This is a genomic window from Streptomyces sp. NPDC107517 (assembly GCF_055582645.1).
In genome coordinates, this window is the sequence record NZ_JBVJPM010000016.1 from 44,684 (window position 1) to 60,419 (window position 15,736).

General features: G+C 70.8%; 12 protein-coding genes. 6 read left to right on the forward strand and 6 right to left on the reverse strand.

Going from position 1 to position 15,736, the window contains the following annotated elements; all coding sequences use genetic code 11:
• The first annotated feature begins 5 nt into the window (after nt 1-5).
• On the forward strand, nt 6-458 hold the full coding sequence (locus ACZ67T_RS30730) for an Lrp/AsnC family transcriptional regulator (protein ID WP_382474094.1): 453 nt from the start codon (nt 6-8) through the stop codon (nt 456-458).
• A gap of 70 nt (nt 459-528) precedes the next feature.
• On the opposite strand, the gene ACZ67T_RS30735 is transcribed toward ACZ67T_RS30730, so the two are convergent.
• The 3 genes from ACZ67T_RS30735 to ACZ67T_RS30745 all read right to left on the reverse strand — a co-directional run bounded on the left by ACZ67T_RS30735 (nt 529) and on the right by ACZ67T_RS30745 (nt 5,566).
• Nucleotides 529-2,082, reverse strand: coding sequence for an acetolactate synthase large subunit (locus ACZ67T_RS30735; RefSeq protein WP_469988249.1), 1,554 nt, complete (start codon nt 2,080-2,082; stop codon nt 529-531).
• A 211-nt stretch (nt 2,083-2,293) separates the two neighbouring features.
• Nucleotides 2,294-5,062: an aminotransferase class I/II-fold pyridoxal phosphate-dependent enzyme gene (locus ACZ67T_RS30740; protein WP_469988250.1), complete on the reverse strand. Its 2,769-nt coding sequence runs from the start codon at nt 5,060-5,062 to the stop codon at nt 2,294-2,296.
• A gap of 69 nt (nt 5,063-5,131) precedes the next feature.
• On the reverse strand, nt 5,132-5,566 hold the full coding sequence (locus ACZ67T_RS30745; RefSeq protein ID WP_469988251.1) for a hypothetical protein: 435 nt from the start codon (nt 5,564-5,566) through the stop codon (nt 5,132-5,134).
• Nucleotides 5,567-5,814: 248 nt separating this feature from the next.
• On the opposite strand from ACZ67T_RS30745, the gene ACZ67T_RS30750 reads away from it, so the two are divergent.
• Nucleotides 5,815-6,615: an IclR family transcriptional regulator gene (locus tag ACZ67T_RS30750; RefSeq protein WP_469988252.1), complete on the forward strand. Its 801-nt coding sequence runs from the start codon at nt 5,815-5,817 to the stop codon at nt 6,613-6,615.
• A gap of 92 nt (nt 6,616-6,707) precedes the next feature.
• Here ACZ67T_RS30750 and hutH read toward each other — a convergent pair whose 3' ends face one another.
• Together hutH and ACZ67T_RS30760 are read right to left on the reverse strand one after the other, a co-directional pair.
• Entirely contained in the window at nt 6,708-8,246 is a 1,539-nt protein-coding gene (hutH, locus tag ACZ67T_RS30755; RefSeq protein WP_469988253.1) for a histidine ammonia-lyase, read from the reverse strand.
• A 190-nt stretch (nt 8,247-8,436) separates the two neighbouring features.
• Nucleotides 8,437-9,900, reverse strand: a complete 1,464-nt coding sequence (locus tag ACZ67T_RS30760; protein WP_469988254.1) for an amino acid permease — start codon at nt 9,898-9,900, stop codon at nt 8,437-8,439.
• Nucleotides 9,901-10,043: 143 nt separating this feature from the next.
• Here ACZ67T_RS30760 and ACZ67T_RS30765 point away from each other — a divergent pair, with 143 nt between their 5' ends.
• Complete coding sequence (locus ACZ67T_RS30765) at nt 10,044-10,874, forward strand: IclR family transcriptional regulator (RefSeq protein ID WP_469988255.1); 831 nt, start codon at nt 10,044-10,046, stop codon at nt 10,872-10,874.
• Between the two features lie 12 nt (nt 10,875-10,886).
• On the opposite strand, the gene hutC is transcribed toward ACZ67T_RS30765, so the two are convergent.
• Nucleotides 10,887-11,666 (reverse strand): histidine utilization repressor, encoded by a 780-nt coding sequence (gene hutC, locus ACZ67T_RS30770; RefSeq protein WP_469988256.1) that lies wholly within the window; start codon nt 11,664-11,666, stop codon nt 10,887-10,889.
• Nucleotides 11,667-11,870: 204 nt separating this feature from the next.
• On the opposite strand from hutC, the gene hutU reads away from it, so the two are divergent.
• The 3 genes from hutU to ACZ67T_RS30785 all read left to right on the forward strand — a co-directional run bounded on the left by hutU (nt 11,871) and on the right by ACZ67T_RS30785 (nt 15,583).
• Nucleotides 11,871-13,550 (forward strand): urocanate hydratase, encoded by a 1,680-nt coding sequence (gene hutU, locus ACZ67T_RS30775; RefSeq protein WP_469988257.1) that lies wholly within the window; start codon nt 11,871-11,873, stop codon nt 13,548-13,550.
• Nucleotides 13,547-14,542, forward strand: coding sequence for a formimidoylglutamase (gene hutG / locus ACZ67T_RS30780; RefSeq protein ID WP_469988258.1), 996 nt, complete (start codon nt 13,547-13,549; stop codon nt 14,540-14,542). Before hutU ends, hutG begins: the two co-directional genes overlap by 4 nt.
• Before the next feature lie 156 nt (nt 14,543-14,698).
• Entirely contained in the window at nt 14,699-15,583 is an 885-nt protein-coding gene (locus ACZ67T_RS30785; RefSeq protein WP_469988259.1) for an alpha/beta fold hydrolase, read from the forward strand.
• The last annotated feature ends 153 nt before the right edge of the window (nt 15,584-15,736 follow it).

The window sequence follows — 15,736 nt, forward strand, 5'->3', positions numbered from 1 at the left end:
TCCTCATGGACGCCATGGACCGGAAAATTCTTACCGAGCTGCAGTTGGACGGCCGCCTGACCATCACCGAGCTGGCCGCCCGCGTGCAGCTGAGCGTCTCGCCCTGCCACCGCCGGTTGCGGGATCTGGAACGCGAGGGTGCCATCCGCGGCTATCGCGCCGTCGTCGACCCGGCGGCCGTCGGCCTGGACTTCGAAGCCCTGGTCTTCGCGACCCTGCGCTGGGAGCACCGCGACACCGTCACCGCCTTCGAGGAGGCCGTGACCGCCATCCCCCACGTCATCCAGGCGCAGCGCCTCTTCGGTGATCCGGACTACCTGCTGCGCGTCGCCACCGCAGACCTCGCCGCCTACCAGCAGCTCTACGACCGGCAATTGGCCCAACTCCCCGGCGTGCAGCGCCTGACCTCCACCCTCGTCATGAAGAACGTGGTGCAGGACCGGCCTCTGCCCGAGTAGCCGTGGCGAAGTGCGGGTGCCCCGGCGCGCACTGACCGGCCGGTCCCGCGGGACCCTGCGGAGCAGCGCCCTACAGGTGAGGCGGGACCACGGCGTCGATCAGATGAGGACCCGGTTCCGCGAACGCGCGGCGGAGCTGCTCGGTGAGTTCCTCGCAGGTGGTCGCCCGGGACGACGGGACGCCCATGCCTTCCGCGATCTTGGCGAAGTTCAGGTCGGGCGAGGAGAGATCGAGCAGCGTCTTCGCGGCCGGGCCCGAGAGGTCCGCGCCGACCCGCAGCATTTCGAGGCGCAGTACTGCGTAGGCGCTGTTGTTCAGGATGACGGTGGTGACGTTGAGGTTCTCGCGGGCCTGGGTCCACAGGGCCGAGATCGTGTACATCGCACTGCCGTCGGCCTCCAGATTGATGACCGGCCGGTCCGGTGCCGCGATAGCCGCCCCGGTGGCGACCGGGATGCCCTGCCCGATCGCGCCGCCGGTCAGCGTGAGGACGTCGTGCCGCGGAGCGCCGGCCGTCGCCGCGGGCAGGGCCGCGCCGGACGTGTTCGCCTCGTCCGAGATGATCGCGCCGGCGGGGAGCAGGGCGCCGACGACCTCGGCCCAGTTGTTCGCGGTGAGGGGGCCGCTCGGCAGCGTCGGGCCGGACGGTTCGGCCAGGGTCGGCAGGGTGCCCGCTGCCACCTGCTCGGCCAGCGCTTCCAGAGCGGCGACCACGTCCTGGGTCGGGTCGGCGAGGGTGTGCACCTGGGCGCCCTCCGGAACCAGGTCGCTCGGCTTGCCGGGGTAGGCGAAGAACGACACCGGCGAGCGGGTGCCCGCCACGATCAGGTGCTTGACGCCGTCGAGTTGGCGGACGGCCTGCTCGGCGAGGTAGCGGAGGCGCTCGATGGCGGGCAGGCCGGCGCCGCGCTCCAGCCGTGCGGGAAAGGTTTCCGCCAGGGCACGCGCGCCGGTGGCGTTCGCGATCCGGCTGGTCGCGACGAGGCCGGGCTCACGGCAGGCCGCGCCGCCGATCAGCAGCGCGGCGGGTTCGCCGCTGCGCAGGATGTCGGCGATGGATGACACCGTCTGCGGATCGGGAGCGACAGGAGTGCGCGAGGGCTGCGGTTCGGCGACCTGACCGCCCTCGTCCCAGGACGCGTCGGCGGGCAGGATCACCGTCGCGACCTGCCCCGGCGCCTCCATCGACGCCGCCACCGCGGCAGCGGCGTCGGCCCCGACCTCCGCGACCCGGTCGCTGCGCCTCACCCAGCCGCTCACCGAAGCGGCCACCGGGTCGATGTCGGACTCCAGGGGAGCGTCGTACTTCTTGTGGTGCGTGGCGTGGTCGCCCACCACGTTCACGATGGGGGTGTGGGCCCGGCGCGCGTTGTGGAGATTGGCCAGCCCGTTGCCGAGGCCGGGGCCCAGGTGGAGCAGCGTGGCGGCCGGCTTGTCGGCGATACGCGCGTATCCGTCGGCGGCGCCGGTGACAGCGCCCTCGAACAGGCCGAGCACGCCGCGCATTTCGGGTACGGAGTCGAGCGCGGCGACGAAGTGCATCTCCGATGTGCCGGGGTTGGCGAAGCACACTTCGACACCGGCACCGACGAGAGTACGGATCAGCGACTGCGCGCCGTTCATGGGCGGCCTCTCCGTCGCGGCTGTCTGCGCTGTCTGCCAGGGCTGACGCCGGCGACTGTCTGTTGTGGGATACGCGAGGGATGGGTGACCTGCGTTGCGGATACTAAGCGGTTGGTCATTGCCGTGTCGAGGCAATGACCTCGGTCCCGTGCCCGCGGGCGGTCTCGTCGAAGCCGGACGAGAAGGGCGCTCCGGCACGGGGCCGGACCGGTCAGGACGCCGCCCAGGGGCCGTTGCCGGACTCGAGGAGCGTCTGCTGCTCCTTCAGAGCCTGCTCGGTGAACACCCGGTATCCGGTCTCCGGCCGGTATCCGTGGATCTCCCGGGTGTCGAGGGCTCTCATGTAGTCGAGTACGGCTTCGTTGACGACCTGCCCGGGGACCAGCACGGGGAATCCGGGCGGGTACGGCGTCACGAACGTGGCCGACACGACGTCCCGGCCGCCGGCCATGCCCTCGCGCACCTCGTCCGCCGACAAGTACTCGCACTGTGTCTCGTCGTACGCCAGGTAGAAGGCCCGGCGGATGTCGCCTTCGGGAGTACGGCCTCCCGGCCGGAAGGCGGCATGGAAGGCGCTGAAGTCGGGCAGGGCGACGACCGTGTCGCGGGCGGCACCGGCGTCCGGCCGGCGCAGGGCGGGCGGGCCCAACTCGTCCTTGCGGTCCTCCAGTTCCTCGACGATCTTGAGGAGCACCTCGATGAGGTAGGCGACGGCGCTGCGGGTGGTGCCGATGTTCGTCATGAACAGCAGCGTGTTGCGGGTGCTCTTGTTGACCTGCACCCCGTAGCGGTCCATCAGGTGCTCGTGCTTGAACGTGTCCCCGTCGATGCCCGTGAGACCGATGTGCAGGGTCGCCCGGGTCGGGTCGAGCACGAACTCGTCGTCCTCCCACGCCGCGGACATCCGCGCCAGACCGGTCCGCAGCGGCTGTTCCACTCCGGAGGCCCGGAACTCGCCCGGGATCAGGTCGGGTGTCGTCAGGAAGCGCAGGTAGCGGCTGAGCACCGGGTGCTGATCGATCGCGTCGCGCAGCACTCCTGCCTGTTCGAGCTGCTTCTGCACCAGCTCGAAGCCCTCCAGCGCGGCCTGCCTTCGGCCCAGGTCGAGGGAGGCGAGGATCTGGTAGTTGGGGGAGGTGGAGGTGTGTGTCATGTACGCCTCCCGGAACGTCTCCGCCGTGCGGTGGCTGAAGTCCTGGTCGAAGACGTGAATCATGGAACCCTGGCGCAGCGAGGTGAGGGTCTTGTGGGTCGACTGCGTGGCGTACACCCGGACCCGGGCCTTGGCGGGGTCGGGGACGAGCCGGTGGCCGAGGAGTGTCTCGTCGTCGGGGGCGTCCCCCAACTCCTGCTGCTGCAGGGCGTACTGGTCGGTGAGGTCCTGGCCGCGCAGACTCTCCGTGAGGGCGCGGGCGGCGGCCATGGCGGTGCGCCGGCGGTAGACCGGGTGGAAGCGGGCGAAGGCGAACCATGCCTCGTCCCAGAGGAACGCCAGATCGGGCTTGAGTGCCAGGCACTCCTCCATCACCCGCTTCGGGTTGTAGACGATGCCGTCGAAGGTGCAGTTGGTCAGCATCAGCATCTTGACGCGGTCGAGGAGCCCGGCCCGCCGCAGCTCCAGCAGCTTGCGCTTGATCTCCTTCACGGGCACGGCGCCGTACATCCCGTAGCGGTCCAGGGGATAGGCGTCGAGGTAGACCACCTGGGCGCCGGCGAGCATCAGTCCGTAGTGGTGGGACTTGTGGCAGTTGCGGTCCACCAGGACGATGTCGCCCGGCCGCACCAGGGCCTGTACGACGACCTTGTTGGCGGTGGACGTGCCGTTGGTGACGAAGTACGACTGCCGCGCGCCGAACGTCTTCGCGGCGAGGTCCTGGGCTTCCCGCAGCGGGCCCGTCGGCTCCAGCAGGGAGTCGAGGCCGCCCGAGGTCGCGGAGGTCTCGGCGAGGAAGATGTTCAGCCCGTAGAACTCGACCATCTCAGGGATCCAGTGCGAGGTCAGCAGCGAGGTTCCGCGGGAGATGGGCAGGGCGTGGAAGACACCGGTCGGGCGTCTGCTGTGTGCCCTGAGCGCGGTGAAGAACGGTGCGCGGAAGCGTTCGCGGACGCCGTGCAGGATCGACAGATGGAGTTCGAGCAGCCCCTCGCGCGCGTGGAAGACCCGGGCGAATCCGCTGCTCAGCACGCCGGCGATCCGTTCCACCGAGCCGTCGGTCATGAGATAGAGGTCCATCTCGGGCCGCAGTTCGAGGAGCCGCGCGCCGAGCGCCTGAGCCCGCTGCTCATAGGGCCCGTCCTGCGCGTGCGGGTCGACCGGCGGCTGTTCGACGAGGCCGGCGACGACGCTCAGGTCGTACGGGGACCGGTCGGCGAACCTCCGGTGGATGACCACGGCTTGCAGGCCCGGGTTGACCAGGACGGCCATCGCCGCGTCCTCGAAGCTGGGCGCGACGACGATCTCGTACACGAACTCGTCCTCGGCGCGGCGCCGCCCGCGCAGCGAGACGCGCAGCGCCTCCTCCTCCGCCGCGGTCAGTTCGCCGACGACGAGGACCTCGAAGTACGGCTTGGGCGTTGTCCCGCCAGGCAGCGGCTCCTCCCCGGCCACAGCGGCCGGTTCGGCCCGGCGGGGCGTCGCGCTGCGGTACGACTCCGTGCCGAGAGCGCGATGCAGTTCGTCCGTGCGCCGGGCCAGGCCGTACCGGTCCTCGGCCGTGCGCAGGCGACGCAGTTCGGCGAAGGCGGTCCTGCCGGGGAAGGCCCAGCAGTTCTCGATCGGCAGCAACTGCCGGAAGAGTCCGTCCAAGCGCTCCTGCGTCGACTGCCGGTGGGCTGCGTCGGACGTGTCGGACGCCCACTGGCGTGCGAGTTCGGTCAGTGAGCTCCAGGCATCGGCACGCAGCTGACGGACGCTGCTGTACACGCCGGCGGCCGGTGAACCGGACGCCCCGGCAGGCGGATTGGCGGGTGTGTCACCCATCGTGTGGCTTCCTTGTTTCTGGCGTCGTGTCTCGGGACGGCGGAGAGCGAAAGGGGGGCGCGGGATCCCTCACGTGGGCGGGACGACGCACTGGTCGGCGCCGACGAGGGGAACACCGGCGCGGTGGGCGAGGTGCAGGTGTGAGGGCGGCACATGGCGCCGGGCGGTGACGTGGAACGCGCTGTCAGGTGCGGTCCGGATGGCCTCGACGGTCGTACGGATGCCGCCGACGCTGCAGGGGCGGCCCGGCATCCGCGCGCTGAACTCCGCGGTCCGGTCGGCGGCGACGACGGGGCGGGACGGGGAGTCGACGAATGCGGGGATGGCCGCCAGGCCCTGGGCGTCGAAGCTGCGCTCGGCCGCGGGCGCCTCGGTCCGGGGATCCACCCGGGCGACGCCGGTGCCGTCGATGACCAGGGCGCCGGTGTTCGTGATGAGCGTGGCGGCGCCGGGCCGGCCCGCGCCGGCGTGGTCGGCTTCGGCGAGGGGCTGGGGGACTGGCATGTGAATCTCTCCGTGGATGCTGCGGCCGGGTCCTGGCGGCACGGCGTGATCCGTGGGCACACGGCCGGGCAGCGGATGAGTGAGTGCCCCGGCGCGGACGGCGTTCCATCGCGCGTCCGCACCGGGGCTTCCATGAAGCACCAGGCCCCGGGGGCGGTGCCAGGGCCGCCGCCCGCAATGCGTCTCGTATCCCAGACTTCGCACGGGTGGTCCGCGGCGGCACCGGCGCGCGGACGTAACCTCCCGGTATGTCTCCCGTTCCCGCAGCCGCCCAGGTGCTGGCCATCCTCCGCTATCTCGCGGGCCAGGCAGGGCCCGTACCCGCCGCGGCGATCAGCCGTGACGTCGGGCTTCCCCGCTCGACGACGTACCACCTGCTCGACACCTTGGCGCGCGAGGGCTTCGTCGTGCACCTGCTCGAGGAGCGACGCTACGGACTGGGTGTCAGCGCCTTCGAACTCGCCTCCGGTTACAGCCGGCAGGCGCCCTTCCAGCGCCTGGCGCGGGTGCCGCTGGCGAAGCTCGTCGACAGCACGGGCCACAACGCGCACCTCGCCGTACTGCACGGCCGCGAGGTCATCTACGTGATCGAGGAACGGGCGCCGGGACGTGCCCCCTTGGTGACCGAGGTGGGTGTGCGGTTGCCGGCCCACCTCACCGCCAGCGGCCGGGCGGTCCTGGCCCGGCTGCCGCAGGCGCAGGTGCGGGCGCTGTTCCCCGACGCGTCGGCCTTCGTCCTGCGCAACGAGTCGGGCCCCGGCTCGCTGACCGCGCTGCGCCAACTCCTCGTGGAGGCACGCCGACGCGGGTACGCCACGGAGGACGGCGAGGTGACACCGGGCTTCGCGTCCGTGGCGGCCGCAGTCCTCGACCACGGCGCACACCCCGTCGCCGGGGTGGCGGTCACGTTTCGCGGCGACGAGGTCGGCGCCGAGCAACAGCGGCGGATCGCCGCGCAGGTGACCCGTACGGCGAACCAACTGAGCCGGCGCATCGGCGGGGTGGCCGACGCGACCGCTCGTACGCAGGCGGCGGGGCCTCTCACATAAAAGCCGAACTCCCGCCGCCGGACGGGCCGGCGGCGGGAGTTCGGCCTGCTCGGGTCAGGCCCGGGCGGTCACAGGAACCAGGTCCGGGTGGTTCATCCCAGCGGACCGGTCACCGACTCGGCGGCCGCGAGCGCACCGCCGGTCGCCACGAACCGGACGGCGGCCTCTATCTCGGGAGCGAGGTAGCGGTCGGTGCCGGGGCCCTCGACATCGCGGCGCAGTCCGGCCAGGACGGCCGCCGTGGCGGGCGCGGGGGCCAGGGGGCCACGAAGGTCGAGCGCGCGGGCCGCGGTGAGGATCTCGACCGCCACCACACGGGTCAGGCCGTCGATGGCGCGGCGCAGCTTGCGGGCCGCGGCCCACCCCATGGAGACGTGGTCCTCCTGCATGGCGCTGGAGGGGATGGAGTCGACCGAGGCGGGCGCGGCGAGGCGCTTGAGCTCGGAGACGATGCCCGCCTGGGTGTACTGGGCGATCATGTGGCCGGAGTCCACGCCCGGGTCGTCGGCGAGGAAGGCGTTCAGGCCGTGGTTGCGCGCGACGTCGAGGAAGCGGTCGGTGCGGCGTTCGCTGACCGAGGCGACGTCGGCGACGGAGATGGCCAGGAAGTCCAGGACGCAGGCCACGGGCGCGCCGTGGAAGTTGCCGTTGGACTCGACGCGCCCGTCGGGCGTGACGACGGGGTTGTCGATGGCGCTGGCCAGCTCACGCGAGGCGACCGTCTCGGCGTGCGCCAGGGTGTCGCGGGCGGCGCCGTGGACCTGCGGGGTGCAGCGCAGCGAGTACGCGTCCTGGACCCGGGTGCACTCAGGTCCGCGGTGGCTCGCGACGATCTCCGAACCCTTGAGGAGAGCGGTGAGGTTGGCGGCGCTCGAACCCTGGCCCGGGTGCGGGCGCAGGGCCTGGAGGTCGGCGGCGAACACGGCATCGGTGCCGAGCTGTCCCTCGACGCTCATGGCGGCGGCGATGTCGGCGGTGCGCAGCAGCATCTGCAAGTCGTGCGCGGCCATGACGAGTTGGCCGAGCATGCCGTCGGTGCCGTTGATGAGGGCCAGGCCCTCCTTCTCGTGCAGCGTGACGGGGGAGAGACCGGCGGCGGCGAGCGCGTCCGCGGCGGACATCAGGTCGCCCTTCGCGTCACGCACCTGGCCTTCGCCCATGACGGCGAGGGCGCAGTGGGCGAGCGGGGCGAGGTCGCCGGAGCAGCCGAGCGAGCCGTACTCGTGGACGACCGGCGTGATGCCGGCGTTGAGCAGGTCGGCGTAGGCCTGGGCGGTGTCGGGGCGCACACCGGTGCGGCCGGTGGCGAGCGTCGACAGGCGCAGCAGCATGAGGGCGCGGACGACCTCGCGCTCGACCTCGGCGCCGGAGCCGGCGGCGTGCGAGCGCACGAGGCTGCGCTGGAGCTGGGCGCGCAGTTCGAGCGGGATGTGACGGGTGGCCAGGGCGCCGAAGCCGGTCGAGACGCCGTAGTGGGGCACGACGTCGTTGGCGAGGTTCTCGACCACCTTGCGGCTCTGGGCTATCTCGCCCAGGGCTTCGTGGGTGAGGGTCACGCGGGCCCCGTGCCGGGCGACGGACACGACATCGGCGACGGAGAGGGGGCCGACCCCTACGAAGGTTTCGTTCATGACTCCATGAAGCCCGAAAACGGAACCTCTTCGTCAGGGGCTGCGGAGGGTTACTGTCTGGGATCCCAGACAGTTGCCGCGTGAACCGGATTTTCGGGCCGATCACAGCTGTGCGGGCGGTCTCGGCACCACGCGAAAAGGGCCGGCGGAACCGTCGCTCTCGCGGTTCCGCCGGCCCTCGCTGTCGCCGTTATCGCTGGTGCACTGGCTCCGAACCGGCCCTGGAAGCGTTCTCGTCCGAGGGTTCCCGGCCCTCCCCGTGCACGACCTGCGGGGCGGTGTCGGCCACTGCCGCCCACCGGGCACGGGGACGCAGCCACAGGTAGTACACGCACGTCATCAGGGCCAGCCACACACCGCCGACCAGCAGCGCGATCCGGGTGCTGTCCGAGAACGCGAGGAGCACCACCACACCGACCATGAACGCGATGGTGATGATCTGGCCGTAGGGCCAGAACGGCGCCGGGTACTTCAGCGCGGCGACCTCCCGCGCGGACATCTTGCGACGGGCGCTGACCTGGGACAGGAGGATCATCAGCCAGACCCACACCGTGGCGAAGGTCGCGATCGAGGCGATGACGAGGAACACCCGCTCGGGCATGAGGTAGTTCAGGACCACGCCGCAGAGGAGTGCGCCGATCATGATGACGACGGTCATCCACGGCACACCGTTGCGCGACAGGCGGCGCATGACGGACGGAGCCTGGTTGCGCTCGGCCATGCCGTACATGATGCGTCCGGCGGCGAAGATGTTGCTGTTGATCGCGGACAGGGCCGCGATGATGACGACGACGTTCAGCACGGCGGCCGCGGAGGCGACGCCGAGACCGGCGAAGATCTCGACGAACGGGCTGCCCTTGTCGCCGATGTGCTGCCACGGGTTGAGCGACATGAGCACCGCGAGCGTCAGCACGTAGAAGAGCACGATGCGGATGGGGATCGAGTTCACGGCGCTCGGAATGGTCTTCTCCGGGTTCTGCGCCTCGCCGGCGGTGACACCGATGATCTCGGTGCCGCCGAAGGCGAACATCACCACGGCGAAGCACAGGACCAGGCCCTGGATGCCGTTGGGCATGAACCCGCCGTTGCTCCACAGGTTGGAGATGCCCGCGCCGCCGTTGCTGCCGAAGCCGAAGACGATGATCGCAAGGCCGGCGAGGATCATCGCGATGATGGCGACGACCTTGGCGAAGGAGAGCCAGAACTCCAGCTCACCGAAGACCTTGACGCTGAACAGGTTCATCGCGCCGATGATGCCGACGGCCGCGAGGAGCCAGATCCACCGCGGCACGTCGGGGAACCAGAAGCTCATGTAGACGCCGAGTGCCGTGATGTCCGCCAGACAGACGAAGACCATTTCGAGGGCGTACGTCCAGCCGGTGAGGAATCCCGGCAGCGGCCCGAGGTACTTTGTGGCGTATTCGCCGAAGGATCCGGCGCACGGGCTGCTCACCGCCATCTCGCCCAGCGAGCGCAGAACGAGGAAGACCGCGGCGCCACCGATCAGATAGGCCAGCAGGACGGCGGGTCCCGCCGCCTTGATGGACTCCGAGGAGCCGTAGAAGAGACCGGTCCCGATCGCGGAACCCAGGGCGATGAAGCGTATGTGCCGGGATTTGAGCCCGCGCTGCAGGGACGTGGTGTCGGTGGACAAAGCAGGTCCTCCTTGGGAACGCCGAGTTCCGGGTGAGGTGGCGGGGCTGAATCACGTGCCGCTCGACGGCGTTCGTCAGCACTCCCGCATGGCGAAGGCCCTTGTATATTCCTGTATATACAGATGAGTCAAGAGGTGGACCAATGGGTGAACGGACAACGGCGTCCAGTGCCTCACCGGCCGTCGGCCGTGCGCTGGACATCCTGCTGCACCTCGCCGGACGCTCGGGCCCCGTCCAGGCCGCGGCCCTGGCCCGCGAACTCGACATCCCCAGATCGTCCGCGTACCACGTCCTCTCGGTCCTGGTGGACCGTGGCTTCGTCACCTACCTCCCCGAGGAGCAGGCGTACGGTCTCGGGGTCGCGTCCTTCGAGATCGGCTCGGCCTATCTGCGCCTCGAACCCCTGGAGCGCCTCGCGCGCCCCATCCTGCGCAGCACCTCCGCCCGCCTCGGACAGACCGTGCACCTGGGCATCGTCCACGGCGCGGAGACCGTCTACCTGCTCAAGGAACGGCCACCCTCGACCCGGTCCGGCGACGCGGACATATCCCTCGTCACCGACGTCGGCGTCCGGCTGCCCGCCCACCTGACCGCCAACGGGCGCGCCCTTCTCGCCCACGTGTCACCGGCCCAACTCCGGGCCCTCTTCCCCCGGCAGGCGGATCTCATCACCCGTACCGGCAAGGGCCCCCGCTCTCTGCACGAACTCCTCGACCTGCTGGCCCGTGACCGCGCACGCGGCTGGTCGGAGGAGGTCGAGCTGGTCTCCGAGGGCTTCCGGTCGCTGGGTGTCGCGGCCTTCGACCACAACGAACGGCCCGTCGCCGCGCTCAGCAGCACCTGGCAGCGGCACTACAGCCGGCACGAAGCCGACCACGTCCGCGAGGTCCTCGAGCGGGGGGCGGCCCGGCTGACGGCCGCGATGTCCGGCCGACGCCCGACCGCGAAACCCGACCCCACGCGGACACGCTGACGGCAGGCCGACTCAGTGCGCGTCGAACGTCCCCACCAGGCGGTACCGGGACCCGGGATGAATCAGCCGCGCGACGCTCACGACAGCGTCCCCGGACCAGGTACGGCGCTGGATCAGCAGACACGGCTCGGACGCCCCGATGCCGAGGATCTCGCACTCCTCGGCGGACGGCAGCACCGCCTCGACGATGTGCTCGCCCTTGCCCAGCGGGGCGACCTCGGACAGGAACGTGAACGGCGTACCCGCGGTGAAGTCCTGGTCCAGATAGCCGGGGGCGAAGTCCGGGTGGACGTAACGGTCCTCCAGCTGGACCGCCGCACCGTCCTCCAGGTGCACGACCCGTGAACGGAACGCGCTGCGCCGCCCGTCGAGGCCGAGCTGTGCGGCGATCTCGGGGTCGGGGAGCTCCTCGCGCAGGGACAGCACCCTGGCCGAGTACGCATGGCCGCGGCCGCGGACCTCATCGGCGATGTTGTGCACCCCGGCCAGCGCCGAACTGCTCTTGCGCCGCGCCACGAACGTGCCCACGCCCATGACGCGCCGGAGCAGTCCGTCGGCGCTCAGCTCGCGCAGGGCGCGATTGACCGTCATACGGGACAGGCCCAGCGACTCCACGAACTGGCTCTCCGAGGGGAGCGCCTCGCCCTCGCCCCAGCGGCCACCCGTGATCTCCCCGGCCACGAGGTCCTTGATCCGCTGATAGGCCGGGGCGGAACCGGGCGGCTGCCGCGCATAGAGGCGTGCGATCTCCGCAGCGTCCACGACCAAGCCGTCCACCGTCCTCGTACCCATGGATCCGTCGCGCCGGATTCGCGAACACCACGGCAATCCTAGGCGAGGCGGCCCGCACGCAGCCCGCGCCCCGGAGCGGTCCCACATCACCGTCGGCCGGCCGCGTTCTCGGATCCGAGAATCTCGGCGGCCGCCGCTGGAACGCGTCCGGCGCCTCACCTGTCATGGAACACGCAATCGCACCGCCGTCGACCAGGAGAGAACATGACCGGCGTTTCCCCCGAGTCCCGCCACATCCGCGCCCCCCGTGGCAGTGCACTCAACTGCCTCGGCTGGCAGCAGGAGGGCGCCCTGCGCATGCTCATGAACAACCTCGACCCCGAGGTCGCCGAGCACCCCGAAGACCTGGTCGTCTACGGCGGAACCGGCAAGGCCGCACGCGACCGGGCGTCCTTCGACGCGATCGTGCGCACCCTGAAGACGCTCAAGGACGACGAGACGATGCTCGTGCAGTCCGGCAAGCCGGTCGGCGTCATGCGCACCAGCGAGTGGGCGCCCCGGGTCCTGCTCGCCAACTCCAACCTGGTGGGCGACTGGGCCAACTGGGAGGAGTTCCGCTCCCTCGAAGCCCGCGGCCTGACCATGTACGGGCAGATGACCGCCGGCTCGTGGATCTACATCGGCAGCCAGGGCATTCTGCAGGGCACCTACGAGACCTTCGGCGCCGTCGCCCGCAAGAAGTTCGACGGCACCCTCGCGGGCACCATCACCCTGACCGCCGGACTCGGCGGCATGGGCGGCGCCCAGCCCCTCGCGGTGACCATGAACGACGGCGTCGCGATCTGCGTCGACGTCGACCCCACCCGCATCGAGCGCCGCATCGCCCACCGCTACCTCGACGTCGCCGCCGACGACCTCGGCCACGCGCTGAGCCTCGCCGTCGAGGCCAAGGAGGCCCGCCGCCCGCTGTCCATCGGCCTGACCGGCAACGCCGCCGAGGTGTTCCCCCAGCTCCTCGAAACGGGCGCGCCCATCGACATCGTGACCGACCAGACCTCCGCGCACGACCCGCTGGCCTATCTCCCCGTCGGCGTGAGCGTCGAGGAGTGGCACGAGCAGGCGCGCAAGGACCCCGCCGACTTCACCCGTCGCTCCCGCGAGTCGATGGCCCGCCACGTCGAGGCCATGGTCGGCTTCCTCGACGCCGGAGCCGAGGTCTTCGACTACGGCAACTCGATCCGGGACGAGGCCCGCAAGGCCGGCTACCAGCGCGCCTTCGACTTCCCCGGCTTCGTCCCGGCCCACATCCGGCCGCTGTTCGAAGAGGGGCTCGGCCCCTTCCGCTGGGCGGCCCTGTCCGGTGACCCCAAGGACATCGAGGCCACCGACCGCGCGATCATGGAGCTCTTCCCGGAGAACGAGCACCTGCACCGCTGGCTCAAGATGGCCGCCGAGCGCGTCGAGTTCGAGGGTCTGCCCGCGCGTATCTGCTGGCTCGGCTACGGCGAACGCCACCGCGCCGGCATCAAGTTCAACGAGATGGTCGCGAGTGGCGAGCTGTCCGCCCCGCTGGCGATCGGCCGCGACCACCTCGACTCCGGCTCCGTCGCCTCGCCCTACCGCGAGACCGAGTCGATGCTCGACGGCTCCGACGCCATCGCCGACTGGCCGCTGCTCAACGCCCTGGTGAACACCTCCTCCGGCGCCTCCTGGGTGTCCATCCACCACGGAGGGGGAGTCGGCATGGGCCGCTCCATCCACGCGGGCCAGGTCTGCATCGCCGACGGCACCGAACTCGCCGCGCAGAAGCTGTCGCGCGTGCTCACCAACGACCCCGGCATGGGCGTCATCCGCCACGTCGACGCCGGCTACGAACACGCCGCCTCCGTGGCACGTGACCGCGGCGTGCGCATCCCGATGGCCGAGGGAGACGACTCCCGGTGAGCGCTGTCACCACGATCGAACTCGCCGTGGACGCGCCCCCCGAACGCTGGCACGGCCGGGACGACGGCCCCGGGGACGAGCACCTGCGCTGGCACCACGGGATCAGCGCGGGCGCCACCGACACCGGCGGCACGGGGCCGTGGGACGCGGCGTTCGTCGGCTTCCGCAGCGACGAGGGGGTACGCCGCAACAAGGGCCGCCAGGGCGCGGCGGACGGTCCGCGCGAACTGCGCGCCGCCCTCGCCTCGATGGCCCTGCCCGCCCCGCTGACCGCGCTCGACGCCGGAGACGTCGAAGTCACCGACGGTGAACTGGAGTTGGGCCAGCACCGCCTCGGGCAGGTCGTCGGCCCGCTCGTCGACCTGGGTGTTCCCGTCGTGGTCCTCGGCGGCGGTCACGAGGTGGCGTACGGCACGTATCTCGGCCTCGTGTCCACCCAGGCTGTCCAGGCCGGCGGACGGATCGGAGTGCTCAACCTGGACGCGCACTTCGATCTCCGTGACGACGTACGCGCGAGCTCGGGAACACCGTTCCTTCAGATGGCGCGGAGCGAGGAGCGGCGCGGGCACCGGCTCGACTACCGGGTGCTCGGCGTCAGCCGGCCGAGCAACACCGCGCACCTGTTCCGCACCGCCGACCGGCTCGGCGTGCGCTATCTGCCGGACACCGAGTGCGGTGTGCTGAACCTGCCCGCGATCGAGGCCTTCGCCGACGAGTTCATCGACAGCCACGACGTCCTGCACCTCAGCATCGACCTCGATGTACTGCCGGCCGCGGTGGCCCCCGGCGTCAGCGCCCCGGCCGCCCACGGAGTGCAGATGGAGATCATCGAGCACGTCTGCGCCAAGGTGGCCGCCGCCGGAAAGCCGCTCGTGGTCGACGTAGCGGAACTCAACCCGCACCTCGACACGGACCACCGCACCGCCCGAGCGGGCGCCCGCCTGATCCACCGCATCCTGACGGCACACCATGCGAGGACTGCGCAGGTCTGACGAGACACATCACCGACCGTACGGGCTGGGCCGGTGGCCGAGGGAGCGCCCGGCACCCCCGGCCACGGGCCGGTGGTGCCGGGCGCCGACCCCGCCGACCTGCGGTGGCCGACAATCCGCGTGCGCCGCGACTGCCGGGGCTGAGAAGATCAGGTCATGCCACTCGTCGAAGTCTCGCCCGGAATGTCCCTTGCCTACGAGACGTTCGGTGATCCTGCCGAGCCGCCCGTCCTGCTGGTGATGGGCTTCGGCGCCCAGATGATCGCCTGGCACGAGGACTTCTGCCGTGCGCTGGCCGACCGTGGCCTCTATGTGATCCGCTACGACAACCGCGACTGCGGGCTGTCCACCAAGTTCGACGAGCACCCCGTCGACATGGGTCGGTTCATCGCCGCCGTGAGCTCGGGAGACATTGCCTCCGCCCTCGCCATGGTGCCGTACACGCTGACGGACATGGCCGCGGACGGCCTCGGCCTGCTCACCGCGCTCGGTATCGAACGCGCTCATGTGGTCGGGACGTCGATGGGCGGAATGATCGCCCAGAAGATGGCGATCACCGAGCCCGACCGCGTGCTCACCCTGACGTCGATGATGTCCTCGACGGGCGAACCCGAATACGGCCAGTCCGTCCCGGAGGCCCAAGCGGTACTGCTGAGCCCGAAGCCGGCGGACCGCGAGGGCTACATCGCAGCGGCGGACCGGGAACTGGTTTGGGCTTCCAGGCGATACGGCGACGCCGCACTCCTGCGTGAGCTGGCCGCCGGCAGCTACGACCGCGCGTACTATCCCGCCGGAGTCGGACGTCAACTCGGAGCGATGATCCTCGACGGCTCGCGTGCGGAGGCACTCCGGACCCTACGGGTACCGACTCTGGTGATCCACGGCTTGGACGACACGCTGATCACCCCGAGCGGAGGGGAACGCACCGCGGAACTCGTACCCGGAGCGAAGCTCCTGCTGATCCCCGACATGGGCCACGACCGGCCGCGCGAACTCTGGCCCGAGATCATCGGCGCGGTGCGCACGCACACCGAGATGTAGTGCGGGGGACTGACTGCCGGTGACATCAACTCCCTCTGCCTACAAGGTTGCCGCTGGGGCCACTGGTCTTCGACGGGACGGGTGCTCGGCTGGTCGATGTGGGCCTCGACCAGGGCGATGGGGCGGAGCCACAGATGGACGGGCACGGCGTTG